Here is a 21,179-nt window from a genome sequence, read left to right on the forward strand (position 1 = left end):
AGTATTTCAAACCTTTGTATCAAATCTATAAAAGAACTATATGAAAACTCCAACAAATTCAGAAAATGAAAAAGTGATCCGTGAGCTTTATCGTGTCGCGGAAATCCAGGATAGCAAAGCTTTTGCAGCTCTTTTTACAGACGACGGCTACTTTTGGGACATATCTGCAGGCGCAAAATATTATGGGGCGGATATTGGCAAAACTGTTGATATCTATTCAACCGCCTTCCCTGATATGCACCGCGAACTATACGATTTTTATGTAAGGGACGAAGAAAATGTAGTGGTGGTTGAATTATCCCTTAACGGTACACACAAAGGTCCGTTACAATTGCCGGCCGGCACAATTCCGGCTACCGGAAATGAAATACATACGCCTTGCTGCGACGTGTTTCACCTGGAAAATGGCAAGGTAAAATCATTTCATTGTTATACTGCCGGCACTATTCTACTCGGTCAACTTGGTGTATTTGGGAATTTAAGTGCAGTGTTACAGTAATTGTATCGCCAGAGGCTACAATTAATTCATTAATAGTTAAAAACATGGAAAATTCAATTAAAGCAGGAACATCAAACGATCACGATAAAACACTTCCAACAGATATTACCGTAAGTGCCTATTATCGTGTGCATCCGGATGATCGTCAGATATTCATCGACGCCGTGGTTCCGGAAATGACAGCGGCAAACAAATTGCCGGGGTGTATCTATTACGCCTTTTCTCAGGACCTTACCGATCCAAACACCTTTCACCTTCTCGAGGGCTGGGCAAACGAAGAGGCCTATGAACGTCATGAAAACGCCGAAACATTTTTAACCGCATTAAGCACCGTGGTTAAAAACGTCCGGATCCTTGATCGCCAGGGCGTTCGGTATGACATCGCCAAGATCCATATCGACGATCCAAGAGGTAAAGTGTCGTAACCAATTAGTTTCAGATGCTGAGTATTATAACGGGCAGCCTGAATGGCTGCCCATTTTGCTTTATATTACCCCAAAACATCTAAAAGCCGTCATTGCGAGGAACGAAGCAATCGCACGGAAGTAGAGGCGCTATACAAAGTCGCCCTGTATAGTTCGCGATTGCTTCGTTCCTCAGCAATGACGTTTTTCTAAATTATTTTCAAAGTAGCTTCCAGCAAAATGATATCCAACAGTATCGATTAAAAAGCGGGATTGATAAATATCAAGGCAGTTATTTAGCGTAGGTCAACAGGTAGTTTTTAAATAGTCCAGACCTTTGGTAATGGATACTTGAAACAATACTCCTGCTAACAAGCCCCACACTAATCCGGAACCGGATCAATAAGGCACATTGCACTTAATGCCCCCAACCAGGGCAAATTGCTTCAAACCCAATACGGTTACCGAAATATCGCAGACTCTCGAAATATCGGGAATTTAATGAGTTTCAAATCGTAAGCAATTGAAAAAGAACTATCTCTTCGCGGGCATGCAGATTGCTGATAAAGCGTATTATTTGTTCAAAAAATGCTTTGAACAAATAATACGCTTAGCTAAACCTAACAAAACCGTGCAGAGGAATAATCAAATACAAAAATGACGATACCAAATGCCGGGTTTGTTATGGCAACCGATGCCAGCAAAGAATATATTGCCAACAACTTTTCAAGCTGTTTGGCAATAGGTATTCTTCAAAGCAGCTGGTTGATTGGAATTACAGTATTATTGCTGCTGATTGGGGGATGTGTATTGTTGCTGGAGCAAATGAGCATAAGAAAAAGCAAAAAGGTGAACGAGCAGCAGATCAAAACACTGGAGTTGTACATTGCCTTATTAAAAGGCGATATTAATAAACTTTCTACCGAAAAGGAATGGTTGGTTTCAGAAATGCACCATAGGGTAAAAAACAACTTACAGATATTAAGCAGCCTCATTAACAGCCAGCTTTCGTTTACGGATGATAAAACAGGCAGGGAGGTTTTGGTTTACAGTAAACACCGCTTATATGCCCTGTCGCTGGTGCATCAAAAGCTATTTCAGCAGGCCACCGGGGCTGCTATTGAAATGTCGTGCTGTATAAAGGAAGTGGTGGATTATCTTATCGATGAGTTTAAGTGTGGTGACCGGATAACATTTGATCTGGACCTGGTACCGATTACGGTAGATCCGGATACTGCGATACCTTTTGCGCTGATCATCAATGAACTGGCAACCAACTCTTTGAAATACGCGTTCCCTAACGGTGCCAGGGGCAACATAACAATTACCCTTTTGTACCTGCAGGATGGTGCTTATCGCTTGATGTTTGCGGATAATGGAGTCGGGCTTCCCGAAGGATTTGATTTCCTTTCAGCAAAATCGCTTGGCAAAACCTTGATCATGGGGCTTTCCAGGCAAATACGCGGCAACGTAACTTTGAATACCATAAGCGGGTTTGAGGTAATAATAGATTTTAAAACAAAAATTGATCAACAGGCGCATTTTGCGTTCTGCTAAGGAAAAGCTAATTTGAAGTATGATTGAAAAACTACTGATTGTTGAAGATGAGTTCATCGTTGCAAATGACCTGACCAATATGATGGAGAATGCCGGCTATAACGTTTGTGGTACCGCGGATAGTGTAGAATCGGCAAAAACAGCTGTTGACAAATATCAGCCTACCTGGGTACTACTTGATATATTTCTACAGGATGATTCGATGGGAACAGAACTTGCCCCCTATCTGCAGGAGAAAGGTATTGGCTTTATCTATATTTCTGCCAATACTAATCAAAGTATCCTGGAAGCCGCTAAGGCCACGCAACCATACGGTTTTTTGGTTAAACCTTTTAGAGAGAAAGACTTGCTGATTATGCTGGATATTGCAAGAAACAAGCACGAAACCAGTTTACAATTTGCCGCGCAACGCGAGCTGCTTTTGCAACAACAGGTAAGGGCCTTAACAGATGAGCAAACAACATTGGAAAATAAACTGAATAAAATTCCGGCTACATTTCAATCGCTGATACCGTTCGATTACCTCGCTTTCAGCTATATGCCAGCAAACGGTGACAAACCGGAATCCGGCGCTTTTTTCAGGGTCGGCTTTAACGAATACCAGGTACTGCCTGCACTTGAGGCCAAACAACTTAACCAGGTATTTTATTACCAGGACAATCAAACGCAGATCCGAAAAAGTGTGGAAGCAAGCATACTGAACGGAGTCGCTTTCCATAGCTTTCAGGCAGGCAGGATTTCGGCCGGCGGATTGTTAGCACCTTACAGACTAAACTCATCCTTACAGTTATTGAATAAAACGAGTGAGGGCACGTTACAGCTGGCATTCTTCAATAAAAACGAAAACGGGTTTGACCATGCACATAAAACCCTTTTATGTAAGAATGAAAAGTTTGTCTTTCGTCTTTTTAACACCTTGTCGTTGGCATATGCCGGTGATTCAAAAACCCTCAGACGGGCAGCCCGGATCCAACCGGTTAAATCTGTGCTTAAGTTCGATGGCATTTATGGAAACAGCGCGGCGTTGCTGCATGTACTGGATAATGTTGAAATGGTTGCAGATACCCCGGTAACTGTTCTTATCCTCGGCGAGAGCGGTACAGGGAAAGAAAAAATTGCACATAATATCCATCTGCTATCTTCAAGGCGGAATGCTCCATTTATAACAGTTAACTGTGCGGCTATACCTGCCGACCTGATAGAATCCGAACTGTTTGGTCACGAAAAAGGGGCATTTACCGGTGCTATCGAAAAGCGCATTGGAAAATTTGAAGCTGCCAACGGAGGTACTATATTCCTGGACGAAATTGGCGAGTTACCTTTAGAATCGCAGGTAAAACTGTTAAGGGTACTGCAGGAAAGGCAGTTTGAACATATCGGGAGCAGCAAAACCATCAAGGTTGACGTGCGTATTGTGGCTGCCACCAACCGCAACCTGGAGAAAGAAGTTGGTGAAGGCCGATTCCGTCTGGACCTGTTTTACAGGCTGAATGTATACCCGATCAATCTACCTCCGCTGAGGGATCGCAAGGAAGACATTCCGGTCCTTGCTCAGTATTTCCTGTCAAAAAGCGCCGAAGAAATGGGAAGATTAGAAGCTCCGGAGCTCAGTCAAACTGCTTTAAAACAATTATCAGTTTACAACTGGCCAGGTAACATCCGGGAGTTAAATCATTTAATGGAACGGACATTGATCAAAACAAGGGGACCAATTGTTCAAAGCATCGAGATGCCCGCTATGACACGAACCGAGCCTATGCCTGTATCGGCTACTGGTGATAACAGGAAAACACTCGAGCAGATCGAAGCTGAACATATCCTATCGGTACTTAAGAGCTGTAACGGGAAGATAACCGGCGTAGGCGGCGCTGCCGAAATCCTGGGCTTACCACCAAGCACACTCACATCAAGGATGAAAAAACTTGGTATCAAAAAAGAACTGTACCACGACCGATAGATTTACAGCTGGTATGGGTTAACTCCATGCCAGCAAAGGATTTTATCAATCACGAAGCTGTGCGTAACTCCCGCTCCTCATATATGCCAAATAGACTTTGTCCAGCTATACGAATATGGCAAAAACGAAAAGATCCCTGATCACAATCTATCACTTCAACAACTTGCGCCCCCGATCTGGTCAATTCAATGAGCGCTTCATCCAAATTGCTGACCCTATAACTAACTACAACGTCCGAATCTGCAAATAAATAGGCAGGAAAGTCCGCACCGGGGCCATACAATTCCATTATTGTTCCGTCAACCAATACATATACGGTCAATCCGGGAGCTGCGAGAATTTTCTTTGATCCGATCACATTTTCAGCGAGCATTTCGTAAGCTTTGCTCGTAGTGCCATTCAACCGGATCGCTATTTTTCTTAAACCTTCTATCTTTTTCATAATAAGTTTGCCGGCTCTAAAAAGAGAAAAACCGACATCCAAAAATGCTGATGCTCCTGTCGTTTTTAATTGATATTAAATAAGAAATGGCATTGATAAATATCAATGCCATTTCAAGTCAAACACTGTCCGGGAACTTATTATTAGCTCTATTTCTTCGCAGTTTGGTTGCGGATCCTGCTTAAAGTTTCGGGCGTTATGCCCAGGTAGGAAGCAATCATTCCCTGTGGAACACGCATTACCAAATGAGGAAACTTTTCAAGGAATTTAAGATATTTTTCTTCTGCAGATAAACTGATAAATGTATGAATGCGGTTTTGGGCAACGATAAAACTTTTCTGTAAAATGCCGTTTACCATATCGTTAAATGCAGGGATCTGGGCACAAAGCATTTCGAAGTTTGACTTCGTGATCAGAACCACTTCCGAATCTTCCAGCGCATCAATATTGAAGATCGATGGCTCGCCCGATGCCAGGCTTTCCCGATCCCCCGTCCACCAATTTTCTACCGCGAAGTTGATAATATGCTCATTCCCCTTGTCGTCGAGGGTGTAGGTACGCACACATCCTTTTGTTACGAAAGCATTATATTTCCATACGTCGCCCTCCTGTAATAAATACTGCCGCTTTCTTACTCTCTTTACTTGGCAAACCGCAATAATTTTATCCAGGTCTTCTTCCGAAACCTTACTTTTTTCACGGATATATTTTTTAAATACTTCAATCACTATGCTCGTTGTTAGGTAAAATCAATACCAAATATAAACAATAGGCATTTTCTCTGCATAATTACATTCTTGATTTTGAATAAAGAGGAAATCAGACTCGCCATTAACTGAAAACGGGTCGCGATATTTTAGGAAATTCCCTAATTATACCAGGCTCATTTTACCGGCACTTCAATTACCAGGATCCTGGAGTTTTCAGTAAACCTTATTAAGATATTCTCCAAACCTGTAACAGTAATTGCATCACGTTTTTGCAACGTATACCCGCCAATCCAGGCCTCTCCGCTAATCAAAAAGATATAAACGCCATCGCCCTGGTGTTTAATGTTACAAGCGGCACTTGCACCGGCCTCAAAATTTCCTAAATGAATCCAGACCCTTTGATAAACCCAAAGCCCCTCATCATCAGGATACGGTGAAACCACTTGCCGAAGTTGATTTTGCGAAGGGGGAATGGATATTTGCTGATATCTTGGATTAACATCTCTCTGCTCTGGGTGGATCCATATTTGAAGGAAGTTAGCGTCTTCGTTACCATTATTAAACTCACTGTGTGTTATACCGGTACCTGCACTCATTACTTGTATATCGCCGGTTCCGATAGTTGCTTCCCTCCCGGTGCTGTCCTTATGGGTTATCGTTCCTTTTAAAGGAATAGAAATGATCTCCATATTTTTATGCGGATGCTGTCCGAAGCCGGTATTAGGTTTTACAAAATCATCATTTAACATCAGCAGCGGGCCAAACGAAGCCCTTGTGGCTTCATAGAATGTACCGAAACTAAAAGAGTGAAATCCGTTAAGCCAGCCAATATTTTTATTGCCCCTTGTAGATGCCGGCAAAAAATTGATAGTTTCCATATTTGTTCAAACTATATTAAAAAGATGCCGGCAATAATAGCCTTACCGGCCATCGTCTACTTATAAAGCGTTATTAACTCATACATTGGTTTACGAACTTTCGGCAATTTGAAATTCCAATCGTTCGCCTCATCACGATAACCGATTGCCATCAGCATAGAACTGCGCAGTCCTTTGGATTTAAGGTCGAGGAATTTATCTAATTCCTGTGCATTAAAGCCTTCCATAGGTGTTGCATCTACCTGCTCCAACGCAGCGGCAGCAACGGCGATACCCAGCGCTATATGAGCTTGTTTGGCAGCGTGATGAAAGTTCTCTTCACTGCTAAATTTTGAAAAATAGTTCAATGCGAACTGGCGTTGGCGATCAGAAGTAGTAGATACTGTTCCGCGCTGTTGATTTAAATAATCAAAGACCTTATTAATACGTTCAGGCGTATAATCATCCCAGGGAGCGAAAACGAGTAGGTGAGATGATTCTACAACCGGCATTTGATTCGCAGCTATCGGCAATATTTGTTTCTTTAATTCGGGGTTGGTAATCACCAGTATTTCATAAGGTTGTAGGCCAATACCTGAGGGTGCCAGTCTTGCAGCTTCAAGGATCCTGTCAATTACATCTTGCGGAACAGCGGCACCGGTCATTCTTTTTGTAGCATAGCGCCAGTTGAGCGCGCTGTTAATATCTAAATTTTCTGTTGTCATGATTTAAAAGTTTTGCTATAAAGGTCACGAGCTACAGGCGGCTGCCCATTGATATAAAATAAAAAAGGATATTGACTTTTATCAATCAATAACCGGAGAATGTTGATGTCGGCAGTTTAAACAGTCATAGCATAAAAGTTATAAAGGCGCACGGGGAAGACTCTTGATAAATATCAATGGGCTTTCTTGTTTTTTGTCAATCAGCAATTTTGGCCGGCTACGGAGATTTGCGTTATGAAAAACGAAATCAATACAAACGTAAATGACGAAAATAAAAAGACCGATGAACCGGTAAAAGCCATTACCGATGCCGAAGCCAGGGTTACGCGCCCCTTGGAAAAGAAAGAAAAGAGCTACAAAGTGCGGTGCAGGCGACCGTTGCTCTTATTAGCATTTTGTTTATCAACCATCGTAAAAGCATACGCGCAAGATCCGGCACTCCCTCCTACCAATCTCGGCCTTGCAAATATTTACGATGGCGTGGCAGGCAAACCGGGCTTCATTTACCAGGGATATGCCCAGTATTTCCAGGCCCATCAACTCAATGATGGTTTCGGCAACAATACCCATTCCGATTTAAAGGTTAACTCGCTTTTACAAATGAACCAATTGATCTATCTTTCACCAGTACGTGTAATGGGCGGCAAACTGGGCTTTACCGTGATTGTACCTTTTGTTCAGATCTCCTCATCGCGATTAAATAACCAGGCCCAAGCTCCTACTGTTAATCCCGGTGTTTTAGGCGATGTCGTACAGGGAACAGCTGTTCAATGGTCAGATAAGAAACTGTTTGGCAAACCTTTTTCGCATCGTGTAGAATTTGACATCAATGTGCCAGTTGGCAGTTACGATAGCCGGTATAATATCAACCCATCTTCGCATGTATGGGCCTATGGTATTTACCATGCCTTTACACTGATGTTGAATGATCAGATCAGTATAAGTTCAAGAAATCAGTTTAATTATAACAGCCATTTCATTGGGCAAAAAAGTAAGGCAGGGGCGTATTACAATGGTAATTATTCCATCGATTATTCAATTTTAAAAAGCCTTAAAATTGAAGCAGCCGCTTATTATTTAACACAATTTAATCAGGATAGTTATGATGGCGGCAGCCATTATTACCAGGGTAAATATGGTATTGATGATACTAAGGAGCGTGTATTTGGATATGGCCCGGGACTGGCTTATTTTGCACCGAACGGTACTTTGATTGAAGCCAAAGTATTTTTTGAAACAGCAGCTAAGAATCGCTTTGAAGGAACCCGTCCAACACTTCGGATCGCGATTCCGTTATCAAAGTAAGCCAGACAGTTTAAATGATAAAGCCTCGATATGAGGCTTTTTTATTAGCCTGCACTTCACAATCGGGCACAAATAACAGCCGTTGACAAAAGTCAATGTGATTTCTTAACCCAGGTCAAGTTGCATTTCTGCCCCATAAGACATTTTTGCACCATAGAAAAACAGAAAATTATGAAAACAAAAATGACCCTCAAAGCAGCATTGCTGTTAGGCACTTTAGCAATAGGAACTGAGTTAAAGGCACAATCTACCAACCCTGCATCTGATCCTCAAATCGAATCAAACACCAAAGCTTTTTTAAACGTACTTAATTCGGGCGGCGGGAAACCTATCGAAACGCTGTCGCCAAAAGACGCCCGTGCAGTGTTATCCGGGGCACAAAGTTCTGCAAAAGTTAATCTTTCAGGTATCACCATAGCAAAAAAAACAATCACAGAAGACGGACAGTCCATCAGCATCAATATTGTCAAACCGGCAAACGCAAAGGGAACACTTCCTGTATTTATGTTTTTCCATGGCGGTGGCTGGGTGTTGGGTGATTTTGATGTCCATAAACGTATGGTTCGCGACCTTGTTGTTGAATCAGGCGCGGCGGCAGTTTTTGTTAATTACACACCATCACCGGAAGCCCACTACCCCGTAGCCGTTAACCAGGGATATGCCGCTACAAAATGGGTTGCAGCACATGGCAAAGAAATCGGTGTCGACGGAAGCAACCTGGCCGTTGTGGGTAACAGCGTAGGCGGCAATATGGCCGCCGTTGTGGCATTGATGGCCAAAGACAAAAATGGCCCCAAAATCAAACTTCAGGTACTTTACTGGCCGGTAACCGACGCCAATTTTGAAACTGAGTCTTACAATAAATACGCAACCGGCAGGTTTCTTTCAAAAAGCATGATGCAGTGGTTCTGGGATAGTTATACATCAGATCCTGAAAAACGCAAAGAAATTTATGCGTCACCACTACAGGCTACTGTTGATCAGCTTAAAGGCCTGCCCCCTGCAATTGTTTTAACTGCCGAAAACGACGTTTTAAGGGATGAAGGCGAAGCCTACGCCCGCAAGCTTGACGAGGCAGGTGTTCGTGTAAGTGCGGTGCGCTACAATGGAATGATCCACGACTGGGGTATGTTAAATGCATTAGCCTACATTCCCGGCACAAGAAGTGCCATGACCCAGGGAGCAGCTGAACTCAAAAAAGCATTTCAGGCTAAAGCAGCGACGGCCGTATCGCTAACCTCAACCAAGTAACATCCTAATCCCTTATTACCTGCTGATTAATAATCAGCTTGGATGCCCGGTTTGCTTATGCTTTCCGGGCATTTTTTTGTGCCGAATAATCACGTCCTGTTTCAATTTCACCCAAACTTGAATTTGAGCATTTTAGATTTCTTTTAAAGCATTTTTTGAAAAATGGTTAATTTATCAAATTCCTAATTTCCAACTATATAGAAGAAAACGCATTGATAAATATCAACGCGTTTTTTTATTTCATATCAATGTGCAGGCAAGCCCATTGTATGACCTTTGAAATATCAAAAACAACAAAAAACTTAAGAAAATGTCACAGATAGTATTCATCACAGGAACAAGCTCAGGCTTCGGAAAATTAACTACAGAAACCCTTTCAAAAGCTGGCTATACAGTTATAGCAGGAATGCGTGATATCGACGGAAAGAACGCAGAAGTAGCCAACCAATTGTCACAGTTATCAAATGTAGATGTGGTTGAGATCGACATCACTAAAGACGAATCGGTTAAAAATGCCTTTGCAAATATGATCGCTAAATACGGCAGGATAGACGTATTGGTAAACAATGCGGCCGTTGCCGGTTTTGGTTTATTGGAGGCCTATAGTTTAGACCGGATCCGCCAAATGTTCGAAGTAAACTTTTACGGTGTTATCCGCACTTACCAGGCCGTATTACCAGCCATGAGGGCCGCAGGTAAAGGTTTGATCATCAATATTACTTCTGGTGCAAGCGGCCATACTATGCCATTTATGATCCCATACCTGGCTTCAAAATTCGGTGTTGAAAGCATCACCGAAGGTTTACAGGACGAACTGGCAGAATTTGGTATTGAGAACGTAAGCATCCAACCGGGCGTATATCCAACAGAGATGAACACTGGTCAAAAACAAGGTATTAATTCAGACAAAGCCGATATTACAGAGGCTTATGGAGATACTGCTACTCAAAAATTCAATGCCATCGGAACAGCCCTTTTTGGTAAAATGCAACAATTCAACATGGATCCGCAGGTTATTGCCAATGGCATCCTGGAACTTATAGAAATGCCGGCAGGTACACGTCCGCTTCGTAAACCACTTGATGCCATAGCTCAAGGCACCGATATTGAGTTTATCGAATCGAGAGCTGCTATTAAAGCAAAATGGCTGGAAAAATATTCTGCATAAAAGCATCGTTTAAAAACGATTCATAAAGCCGGTATATCCACAACATCATTGCTTATTCCTGTCCATTACAAGTTGTAGATCCAGACTTACGAAGTTTTAAAAACTTCGTAAGTCTTAGCCCGCTTGTCATACCACCTTCAGACACCCCGGCTTCTACTTACTCACAATGACGCTTTTTAGACAGCGTCCGAGAATCAAAATATATAATCCTTCATAAAAATTAAATAATGAAAACATCTAATCATACCAGGCTATCATATGTAGTAAGGGTAGCTTTAATAACTGTATCCTTTATATCTTCCCTTGCTTTGAACAAAGCAAAAGCACAAGCCCCGGGAATTATTGGCATCGATCACGTAGGCATCAATGTGCCGGACATGGATCAGGCCATCAAATTTTTTCATGATATGTTCGGCTTTACCCCAGTTACAAAATTAGGCCCCTTCCCTATGGATGCGAACTGGAAAAGCAAATTCCACATACATGAAAACGCCAACCAGGTAGAATTGGTGATGATGCGTGCCGGCGATGGCTCAAACATTGAATTGTTTACTTATAACCCCAATGCAGGCAGTCAGCAACAACCATACAGGGACGATTTGAGCGCTACACACTTTTCACTGTATACCAGTGATATCAATGCGACAAAAAGTTTCCTTGAATCAAAAGGTATTAAATTCGTATCCGATATTAATTCGGGAGCCGGCGATACAGAAGGCGAAAAATGGGTTTACTTTGAAACACCCTGGGGAGCAACCATCGAACTGAACAGTTATCCTCACGGTAAAGGTTATGAAAAAAACAACCCTCAAGTAAGGTTGTGGTCGCCTAAGGACAATGTATCAACAGTAGCGCTAACAACAGAAACAATTAGTCCGGCACAGCTTAGCCAACTGGCCAAACAACACCTCCAGGTTTGGAATGATCATGACCAAACTACCCGTCTTAAAGAAATGCAAACTACGTATACCGCTGATATAGCTTTCTTTGACGCGGATCAGACATCTGTGGGATACAAGGGAATGAACAATTTTATCGAGCACCTGCTTACCACAAATAAAGGTTTCAAATTCAGTTTAGCTAAGATCAGCGCAAACCATAATATTGTGCGGTTATACTGGAACTTCGGCCCCGCTGTCAAACCAGCGCTAATTTCCGGAATGGATTTGATCATTGTTGAAAACGGCAAAATAAAATCACTGAGCGCATTCCTGGATCATCTTCCTGCAAAAAGCATTAAGTAATTATTCGGTTGGATAACGTTATGAAAGGGTAATCGAAAATGTTGTCCAGTTTTTAAATTGATACCCTTTTATTAAATGAAAGACCTCGGAGCATAGCTCTGAGGTCCTTTACTATCATATGCTATTTATAATGCAACTACATTACACGGCACAATTACTCATACAGGCAGCGGCAGTTAAAGGTTATTTTTTCGGATCCGGCTTATTGTTTCCGGTTTAACGCCCAGGTAACAGGCAAGCATATTTTGTGAAAACCGCCTTGAGTATTGTGGCTCGGATTTGAGCAGATCATAATACCGCTCTTCTGCGGTCATACTGAGCGCGGCATTAATCCTTTTTTGATTATAGATCAGTTGTTGTTTTTGATACTCAGAAAACATTTGAGCGAATGCGGGTACAGCTCCCATCAATAGCTCAATTTGCGATCGGTTGAGCATCAGCAGTTCTGTATCTTCCATCATTTCAATATGATATACTGAGCATTCATTTTGATTGAAACTTGCCTGATCGGTTATCCAGTTATTTTCTAATCCGAAGGCGACAATGGATTCCTGTCCGCGTTCGTTAATGGAAAACATGCGGGTTGATCCCTTAATGATAAAACCGATGTGTTTACAAAAATCACCCTCCTGCAAAAAATACTGGCGCTTTCTCAGTTTTTTAAGTTTTACTGATTCCACGATCAATGTTTTTTGCTGATCGGTAAGCGACATGCCCGACATTCCTGTAATATATTTGAATAACGCCCAATGGGCCGGCCCGGCAAGTGTTCGTACAGCGGACTCCCTGGGCATGCGGTAGTTAACATTCTCGACAACATTGGAACCCGTTTCTGAAGTGTTTTGGCTTGGAATATTGTTAGCGTACATACGATGTCTGTTTGATTGTACAGGCTATGCCAAAAAAAAGCCCAATATCTACACTTCTTAAAATCAGCCACTTAAAAATATCGCAATCAAAAACATACCGAAATGTCGAAAATCCCCGAAATCACAACAACCAAAATACCGGTAACAAAGTACGGGGCCGAAACGGCGAAGCATTGACAAATGTCAACAGCGTTTTTTAGTGTAAATCAATGGGATGGTGATGAAGCCTTACTATTTTGCACTTCAGATCCCACGAAGTTATTCACCATAACGTTGTGGGCAAAACATGCATAGCAAAGCATTTACAGCATATTGCCGTGAATGCACCAAACGCTTTTAATATTTAAGAACAATCAAACATGAAACCTAACAAAGCCCTGGTAATGGCCGGATTTACAGCGATTACCTTAAACACAATAATGCTTAAGCTTGCTAAAGCTTTCGGTATTAAAGCCGAAAGCGGTGGCTTGTTAAAGTTAGCATTGAGAATGCTAACTGGTTCCTTTAGCAGCGTACCTTTTATTAAAACAGATTGGTTTTGGATCCTGTTTCATTTTGCAACCGGGGCAGTTATGGTTGTTATTTACCCTGCCTTCTTTGGCAGGCTACCTCTGTCTACATTTATCAAGGGGCTATTATTTTCGCTATTTCCATGGGTTATCAACGGCATCATTGTTTTGCCTTTATTAAATCAGGGATTGTTTGGCTTAAGGGCACTTCCCATATCTGGTGTTTTCTACTTTTTTCTTGCTAACCTTTTGTTTGGCTTTACTTTGAGCTATTTGTATAAGGTGTTTACCAGGTCAAACTAAACGTTTTGAGATTAGTGTTTTCCGGATATCCCGCCCACTAACAAACAAAAGCAATAAAATTAGCTGCCCCATAGACCTCCCCTCGCCTCCAGTCAATTAAAAGCCCTCAAATAAAATCTGAGGGCTTTTTTTTACGCATATTTAAGCCATGTGCTATAATTTAGACAGCCCCTGCTTAGACGGATCAGATAACAGCCGATGGGGTTAACAGGGTTAACACAATTGAAGAAATAACCTTATAAACAATTAATAATCAGACAAATAAAACACGACCGGGGTTACGCCAGCTATTTCATTAAAAAACGAACAAAACATATAACTTCCTAAAAATCAACACCATAAAAAAAAGATTAATACTCCTTGATTTTGCTAAAAATATTAGTATATTAATTATAAATTCCCGATCTTTATCTAAAAGATAACCACACCTAATGGAAACTGAAAATGCCTTATCAAATTAACGCCTTCAAAAGAGAAGATTAACCGTGTATTGGGGTTGCAAAAAATCACCACATCAGATATTGAAGATTTTAACGATGCCGAACGCGATTACCTTGCCGAAATTAGTACCGAAATGCTGCAGCAGTTAACAGGCGAAGAACGGGACAACTTTATAAATAAAATAGCACAGATCATTCCGGCAAGTACAAATGAACAGATCTGGGAACATAACCACTTTGTAATTGGCCAGGCCATTGCAAAGCTGATTGGCCAATATGGCTCCATGCCCCCTAAATTTGTAATAGCGCGGGAAACCGGCCTGAGCCGGCAAACTGTTGCCAAACACCTTACAGGCTATAAAACACACCCGCAATACCTTGCAGAAGTGGAACAATTTAAATTTATGTCGCCTAAAATACTGGCCGGCGTTTGTAAGCTGGCCTGCAACGGCGACGTCAAAGCCGCCCGGCTTTATTTTGAAATGGTTGGCGCGTTAAATAAACAACAACCCGGCACAGTCATAACCGAACAAAACAACTACATCCAAATAAACAACACCATATTAAGCCAGGAAAACCTGAAACAGTTGAGCAAAGAACAGCTGAATCAGATTGAGGGGATTATCAGTGGAATTGGGGCAAAGTGAATTGGGTTAGATGCAGCGGCTTTTAATTTGGGGTTGATACGATTTTGATATACATGTGACTTGTATAGCTAAAAAGTCTCGAATACTTGGTTTATAACATTCAGCGCCGAATACTCTTGCCGGTTAGGGCTTACAAAAGCCTTTATCGAAAAAAGGCTTTTACATAAATAACACGTTGACAGGCCAGTCATTGGAGAAAGCATATATAACCAATCAGGGCTGAATAGAGAGTCGCTTTTCTATCCACAACCGAAATATAATTTACGAATAAATAACTTTTTTAATATCACAATTAAATAAAAATAAAATACTGTTTTTCAGATCATTATGGTTATTTTTAAAAAAACCATACCCCCAATCACTTGAAGAAAAACTACTTATTTCGAATTATTACACACTGGATCGACAGAAAAACAAAAATATCTGCGTATATCGGTAGTAAAATTATTATGCAGTTGAGGATCTGATGCTAAACCAAAGCCAATAAAGATCAATACCGGGCTCGGTCTTTTTGGTTTCCGGGTTGCCCACAAACCCGGAAAAGCCCAAGAGCAAGGTGCGTTCATACCCCTTTTTTATCTCTTTTCTGACCAACTTAACTTATCCAATATGAAACATTCAATCGCGCTGATCAGCGCATTACTATTTCTTTGCCTGTTTTGTATACCCAATAAAGCAAAAGCACAGGCTAATAATCAATATAATGTACTCGGGTCGTTTGTATTTCAAAACAATGTTTACAATTACACCTATAAACAAACCACAAACGGGTCGGCTTCCTTCCAGATTGAGCAAATCGAGGGTATCAATACTGATACCATCAAGTCAGCAGAGACTAAACTGAATGGCTTGAAAGAATTTCTCAAAGCAAACGCCGATTCGTTGAAAATTGACACGGCTGTATACGATAAACACATTGATTCAGTAAGTTATTTCCTGGAATCGGGCGTTAAGATGTTCAAGGCATCAACTAATCACCTGGACTCTATCCTTGCGCCCCTGAAAACTATTGCTACAAATTTAGGTTCCAGTACGGATACGGCAAAGACAAATAAGCTGGCAGCCATGATCAAGACGGTCAGTGATGTAAAGACGCTTACCGAGCAGGCCAGTTCAGACCAAAAACCGCAACTGGTGACTAATATGGATATTGAGACATTTAAACTGGCTTTCAAAAACCAGCTGGCAAAGTTTGTCGACGTTGCTGCATTAAAAATAGATGCCGATGTGGTAAACAGGCTTGCCACTGATAAATTTGTTGAAATCCAGGCCCGGATCAAATTCAAGGATGATCAACCCCTTACAGCTTACCTGCAATTACTATCAAAGCAGGTTAACGTCTACACCGAAGATGAGGAAACATCCAAAAGACCCCCAATTGTGATGAATATAGATGATATTCAATTTGAATTTGAATCAGGAACAATCAAGAACATTTATGCACAGTTTTCGAAAGTAGACGATCCGCAGCAAAAGTTCTTTTTTCAGAATACAATCCCCATCAGCATATCCGGAAAATTCGCCTCAACTCAGTTCTTCAAAAACCGCATATTTGCCATAAATCCGAAGCAAATTCATGCAGCTTTCAAGGGAAGGACAAATCCTAAGGATGATGATATATATTTCAGGCTGAATGAAGTGATCAGGTACGTTCTTTTCCTGGAAACCCAAAAAGAAGATTACAGTCCGGAAGATAAAGTATATCGCCTTTCCTCTCTGCAAACCTCTGTAGAGCTAAAAAAACAACTGCGATCAAAAATTTTAACAGTAAAAGCATTCACCGATTTTAACGGAATGGGGGGTGATAAACCAAACGGCCTGATCCAGTTCGAAGCCAGCCTTCATGCCAATATCGTAACTTACCATAAACAGGTGGGCAAAACCAACTTTGCATTCGTGTCCGGGTCTGACCTTCTTGGTACATTGAACAAAATTGACGACAACCATAAATACCTGCAGCTTACGAGCGATGAACTGAACAAAGAACAGCTGGCAAAAAACGTAAAAATGTTCGGGGTACGACCGATAGAACTATTGCGTTACCAATCAAGCGGAGTAAGCGTTTACAGCAATATTATCAAATACAGCATCCCCGATTTCGCAACAAGTATGAGTTTAAACTCGGGCTATGGCATTATTCTCACAAGCGTGTCTGACTCTTTGAAAATTGTCGATGGCGTTGCCACAAAAATCGGCACCGCTGACCAGCGCACGATCTATAGCAGGATCTTTAACGCCAATGTCAGTATCGAATTTTCGCCGGATTCGAGATATGGATTCAAAATAACTTACGGAAACAACTGGCTCGGTGTAAAAAATACGGATGTTGTCCTGTCGCCGGATGCAAGCAGCAGACTTGCTGTTTTAGAATTCAGCGGATTTTTGCGAACCAATGACGATTCCAAACTGTTCTTTCGCTGGCGAAATAGTAATGAGCTGCACCATCCGCAATTCAGTTACAACCAAGTTCAGGTGGGGTACATAGTAGATATTTTCAAAGCTACAAAGTAATCTGTCTATATCTTGTAGCAACTACCCCGCGATTTTAAAATGTATCTGGTAAGATGTAGGGACGAATGTCCGAGCCCAGGTCTTTGATCGACGTTCGACGACAATAACTGTATTAAGGAGATGAATAGATTTATTCATCTCCTTAAAATATCCCCAATTACTCACTATCATACCATTCAGCAATCCCCGCAAGTCCCCCCAACCAAAAAAGTGATTTTCACCCATATTTTCACACCTTAAATTGCAAACATCTACCTCAGCCTGATTATCTTACGGAATTATTAGGATTGACTGAATGACCCGTACACTTTTACTTTTTCTACTGGCCTTATTACCCATGGGTGGCTTTGCACAGCAGTTTACACTGATAGTTGTTAAAGAAAATGCCCAGCCTGCTGATGGTGCAACCGTTAAACTGATCCAGGCTAACCGGAAGGTTAATGTAATCATAAGTAATGCCCAAGGCGAGGCCGTGTTTCAGAGCATTCCGCAGGGGGCATTTAGTTTCACGGTAACTTATACCGGCTATCAACCCCAAACCACCCGCAGTTACAGTATTGCAGAGTATATAAAGCAGGATACCATCCGTATGCAAGCCATTAGTACTGTACTGAAAGAGGTGAGCATCACCGCCAAAACGCCGCCGGTGGAAGTGAAACAGGGAAAGGTGATTGTTAATGTGGAAGCTTCCGTAACCAACGTTGGGGCTACGGTACTGGAGGTACTGGAGAAATCGCCGGGTGTAATGGTCGACCGTAATGGTGGCATCTCTTTGCAAGGTAAGCCGGGGGTGCTGGTGATGATAGATGGCAAGCCAACCTATCTCTCCGGCGCTGATCTGAACAACCTGCTCAGCAGTATGAGCTCAGGCCAGGTATCACAAATTGAGTTGATTGCCAACCCTACCGCCAGGTATGATGCCAGCGGCAATGCGGGGATCATCAACATTAAAACCAAAAAGAACCGGCAAAAGGGCTTTAACGGATCCGTTACGGGCACGGTAGCCCAGGGTGTTTACTTCAAAACCAATAATACACTAACGCTAAACTATCGCGACGGGCGCGTCAGCACTTTCTTTAATTACAATATCAGCGATCAGAAATACCTTACCAACCTGTACGCGCTGCGCAAATACACGGGCGCCGGCGGGGCAATCACTTCAACATTGGATCAGCCTTCGCACTTCACCGGCACGCTGCTCAATAATACTGTAAAAACAGGGCTGGATTATGACGTTTCACCCAAAACTACAATCGGCATTGTGCTTGGCGGAACCATCATCCACCGCAAGGGTAACAATACAGCTTCGGCACGCTGGCTTAACCCGGGCGGCACGGCAGATTCAGTCATTGCTACCGATAACGCCAATAACAGCAAGTTTAAAAACGGGCAGGTAAGTCTGAGCCTTCGCCACGCCATCAGCAAAACCCAGGACATCAGCGCCGATGCCGACTGGCTGCATTACGACATTACCAGCGAACAGAATTTTAATAACCGCCTGCAAACCACCGGCGGTTATAATGAATCAACGCGCGCCAACATCCCCACCGGCATCACCATCCTCTCGGGTAAGGCCGACTATACTCACAAAACAGAAAACGATGGGCAATGGCAAATGGGCTGGAAATCGGCACACAGCAGTACCGATAACTCCGCCGGTTACCAAAACCTCAATGCAGGCCAATGGACAGACGACCTGACCCGTAGCAACCATTTCCTTTACAGCGAGAACATTCACGCGGCCTACACGCAATGGGAAAGCAAGCATAAGGCCATTTCTTACCAGGTGGGTTTGCGTTACGAGCATACCGATTATCATGCCCATCAGCTGGGCAATCTGCTTCAAAAAGATTCGGCCTTTTCGCGCAACTACGGCAATTTTTTCCCCAGCGGCTATTTCAGCTACCAGGCCGACACTGCCAATAACTTTACTTTAACGGTAAGCCGCCGTATTGATCGCCCGGTTTACCAAACGCTCAACCCATTTTATTTTATCATCAATAAGTACACTTATCAAACCGGCAACCCATACATTTTGCCGCAATACAGCTGGAACCTGGAGCTGAGCCATCAATATAAAAACCTGCTCACCACCACAGTATCTTACAGTAATATCAACAATTACTTTTCACAGATCTTTTTGAGCGATCCTACCCTTGCAGGTATTTTGCTTTATACGCAAGGAAATGTAGGGCGAACTTATATTATCGGGGTATCTGAAGCTATTACGGCATCACCCACCGGCTGGTGGACACTTACCGCACAGGCCTTGTACAATTACAAAAAACTGAGCGGTTTTAACGGCAATCATTACACATCAGATATTAACCAGCTTAACCTCAACACCAGCAACCAGTTCACTATGGGTAAACGTTTTACAGGCGAGGTGTCGGGCTTTTATACCACCCGTGCCCGCAACGATGTGCAGGAACGGCTCTACCCTACCGGGCAGCTTTCGGCGGGGCTGGGCATGTCGGTACTAAAAAAGAAAGCTACCCTGAAGTTGAGTATGCGTGATATATTTTATACCAACGCCATGGAAGGCTTAACACAGTTCCCCAACGCTACCGAGTATTTTAAGATTAAGCGCGATAGCCGTGTGGTGGTGCTCGCGTTTACCTACCGCTTTGGCAAAACCTACAAAACGGTTAAGCGCGATAACGGTGCTGCCGATGAAATGCAACGTGTAGGGAACGGCTAACAAAGGAAAATACTGCAGGCTAATACGGGCCTGCACCGCTGGCATTCAGTTCATCTGTCGGGGGGCAACCCAAATTAAGCTGACTTCGGTTGCTTAATTCGTTCAATGGCTTTCTGTACCAGTGTAAGTCCTTCATCAGTAAATTTAATTAACAGGGCCTCCGAATGACCATGTGCATCCATTTTTAGCAATGACTTATAAAGGATATTGATCATTTTTTCGGGATCATCTATGTATTTCATGCGTATGTCCTCATATTGATGCTCAAGAAAAATAAGGCACAGCGCATTTTCCATAATCTGCACTTCTGCATCCTGCTTAATCTTCTTTTTTAAAATAATCTCCTGAACACGGGCGATCTTAGCTTCAGCATATCCAGCTTGCTTCATCAGGCGGCCAGAAACGGATGCATGATGCTGCGCAAGGTCTTTCCGCCATTTTAAATAATTTTCCCGCCCTTCGGGATAACTCTCCCGTGAGATTTCCCAGCGACCGATATGCTGACTGCGCGACGCAAGCAAAAGTTCTTCGCTTGAAGCCGGCTGTAAAGATAATATCCTCTCGTTAAGCATCAGTGAATATGCGTACTCCTGTGGATATATCGCGTTTTTCCAGGTGATAGAACGAGGATCGCGTAAATTGTATTCGTCAAATAATTTAAAGGCTTCCTCCTGGAGTTTCATGTTTTATCAAATTTTAATAGTAAATGGCAGCATAAGGCGCAAACAACAGTAAAAAACACTGTGATTAAGGCCCTGGGCGAATCGTTCATTACCGACTTCCGGTTGTGTAGTCAACAAGATAAATATAATAACTGTCAGAATCATTTTTGATTTTTGACAACAGAAACCTCCAAATAACCTTCTTCCGCACGATGGTCTACTTGTTAAGTTTGCAAGAACGCTTTTTTTACAATCACCACCAATAACATTTCAATTTCATTATCAATCAGTTATAAAACATTACTTAAATCAATGCTGATGTTAAATGAATAAACAATTCATACTTAATTAACGATTATAATATTTAGCATTAATAAACTTTTTTTATAATTGTTAAACCATATTCAAGATTTGTTAT

The 21,179-nt window shown here is 42.2% G+C and carries 18 protein-coding genes; 12 read left to right on the top strand and 6 right to left on the bottom strand.

The window, feature by feature from the left end:
• Positions 1-40: 40 nt before the first annotated feature.
• The 4 genes from EAH55_RS25795 (at position 41) to EAH55_RS31470 (ending at position 4,417) form a co-directional block, all read left to right on the top strand.
• Positions 41-499: a nuclear transport factor 2 family protein gene (locus EAH55_RS25795; protein WP_121812186.1), complete on the top strand. Its 459-nt coding sequence runs from the start codon at positions 41-43 to the stop codon at positions 497-499.
• Between the two features lie 44 nt (positions 500-543).
• Positions 544-924 (top strand): putative quinol monooxygenase, encoded by a 381-nt coding sequence (locus EAH55_RS25800; protein ID WP_121812187.1) that lies wholly within the window; start codon positions 544-546, stop codon positions 922-924.
• Positions 925-1,560: 636 nt separating this feature from the next.
• Positions 1,561-2,460 carry a sensor histidine kinase gene (locus tag EAH55_RS25805; RefSeq protein WP_121812188.1) on the top strand — a complete coding sequence of 300 codons (900 nt, stop codon included), beginning with the start codon at positions 1,561-1,563 and terminating at the stop codon, positions 2,458-2,460.
• A 19-nt stretch (positions 2,461-2,479) separates the two neighbouring features.
• Complete coding sequence (locus tag EAH55_RS31470) at positions 2,480-4,417, top strand: sigma-54 dependent transcriptional regulator (protein ID WP_121812189.1); 1,938 nt, start codon at positions 2,480-2,482, stop codon at positions 4,415-4,417.
• Positions 4,418-4,466: 49 nt separating this feature from the next.
• Here EAH55_RS31470 and EAH55_RS25815 read toward each other — a convergent pair whose 3' ends face one another.
• From EAH55_RS25815 to EAH55_RS25830, 4 genes are all read right to left on the bottom strand, one after another.
• Positions 4,467-4,859, bottom strand: a complete 393-nt coding sequence (locus EAH55_RS25815) for a hypothetical protein (RefSeq protein ID WP_162997050.1) — start codon at positions 4,857-4,859, stop codon at positions 4,467-4,469.
• 149 nt (positions 4,860-5,008) lie between these two features.
• The gene (locus EAH55_RS25820; RefSeq protein ID WP_121812191.1) at positions 5,009-5,587 is read right to left on the bottom strand and encodes a Crp/Fnr family transcriptional regulator; all 579 of its coding nucleotides are present in this window, start codon (positions 5,585-5,587) and stop codon (positions 5,009-5,011) included.
• 155 nt (positions 5,588-5,742) lie between these two features.
• A complete protein-coding gene (locus tag EAH55_RS25825; RefSeq protein WP_121812192.1) occupies positions 5,743-6,447 on the bottom strand; it encodes a pirin family protein in 705 nt (234 codons plus the stop codon).
• Between the two features lie 56 nt (positions 6,448-6,503).
• Entirely contained in the window at positions 6,504-7,151 is a 648-nt protein-coding gene (locus EAH55_RS25830; RefSeq protein ID WP_121812193.1) for a nitroreductase family protein, read from the bottom strand.
• Positions 7,152-7,385: 234 nt separating this feature from the next.
• Between EAH55_RS25830 and EAH55_RS25835 the strand changes: the two genes are divergently transcribed.
• From EAH55_RS25835 to EAH55_RS25850, 4 genes are all read left to right on the top strand, one after another.
• Positions 7,386-8,456: a SphA family protein gene (locus tag EAH55_RS25835; RefSeq protein ID WP_121812194.1), complete on the top strand. Its 1,071-nt coding sequence runs from the start codon at positions 7,386-7,388 to the stop codon at positions 8,454-8,456.
• Positions 8,457-8,627: 171 nt separating this feature from the next.
• Positions 8,628-9,707 carry an alpha/beta hydrolase gene (locus EAH55_RS25840; RefSeq protein ID WP_208644939.1) on the top strand — a complete coding sequence of 360 codons (1,080 nt, stop codon included), beginning with the start codon at positions 8,628-8,630 and terminating at the stop codon, positions 9,705-9,707.
• A 310-nt stretch (positions 9,708-10,017) separates the two neighbouring features.
• Positions 10,018-10,875, top strand: coding sequence for an SDR family oxidoreductase (locus EAH55_RS25845; protein WP_121812195.1), 858 nt, complete (start codon positions 10,018-10,020; stop codon positions 10,873-10,875).
• A 227-nt stretch (positions 10,876-11,102) separates the two neighbouring features.
• Complete coding sequence (locus EAH55_RS25850) at positions 11,103-12,119, top strand: VOC family protein (RefSeq protein ID WP_121812196.1); 1,017 nt, start codon at positions 11,103-11,105, stop codon at positions 12,117-12,119.
• Between the two features lie 176 nt (positions 12,120-12,295).
• Here EAH55_RS25850 and EAH55_RS25855 read toward each other — a convergent pair whose 3' ends face one another.
• Positions 12,296-12,988, bottom strand: coding sequence for a Crp/Fnr family transcriptional regulator (locus EAH55_RS25855; RefSeq protein WP_244228364.1), 693 nt, complete (start codon positions 12,986-12,988; stop codon positions 12,296-12,298).
• A 359-nt stretch (positions 12,989-13,347) separates the two neighbouring features.
• Here EAH55_RS25855 and EAH55_RS25860 point away from each other — a divergent pair, with 359 nt between their 5' ends.
• From EAH55_RS25860 to EAH55_RS25880, 4 genes are all read left to right on the top strand, one after another.
• Positions 13,348-13,800: a hypothetical protein gene (locus EAH55_RS25860; protein ID WP_121812197.1), complete on the top strand. Its 453-nt coding sequence runs from the start codon at positions 13,348-13,350 to the stop codon at positions 13,798-13,800.
• Positions 13,801-14,296: 496 nt separating this feature from the next.
• On the top strand, positions 14,297-14,887 hold the full coding sequence (locus EAH55_RS25865) for a hypothetical protein (RefSeq protein ID WP_162997051.1): 591 nt from the start codon (positions 14,297-14,299) through the stop codon (positions 14,885-14,887).
• Between the two features lie 609 nt (positions 14,888-15,496).
• Positions 15,497-17,398, top strand: a complete 1,902-nt coding sequence (locus EAH55_RS25870) for a hypothetical protein (protein WP_121812199.1) — start codon at positions 15,497-15,499, stop codon at positions 17,396-17,398.
• A gap of 295 nt (positions 17,399-17,693) precedes the next feature.
• Entirely contained in the window at positions 17,694-20,099 is a 2,406-nt protein-coding gene (locus tag EAH55_RS25880) for an outer membrane beta-barrel protein (protein WP_121812201.1), read from the top strand.
• A 74-nt stretch (positions 20,100-20,173) separates the two neighbouring features.
• Here the strand turns inward: EAH55_RS25880 and EAH55_RS25885 are convergent, their stop codons facing one another.
• On the bottom strand, positions 20,174-20,782 hold the full coding sequence (locus tag EAH55_RS25885) for a DUF4202 domain-containing protein (RefSeq protein WP_121812202.1): 609 nt from the start codon (positions 20,780-20,782) through the stop codon (positions 20,174-20,176).
• Positions 20,783-21,179: the final 397 nt, after the last annotated feature.

Source organism: Mucilaginibacter kameinonensis, from assembly GCF_003675385.1.
Lineage (GTDB): Bacteria > Bacteroidota > Bacteroidia > Sphingobacteriales > Sphingobacteriaceae > Mucilaginibacter > Mucilaginibacter kameinonensis.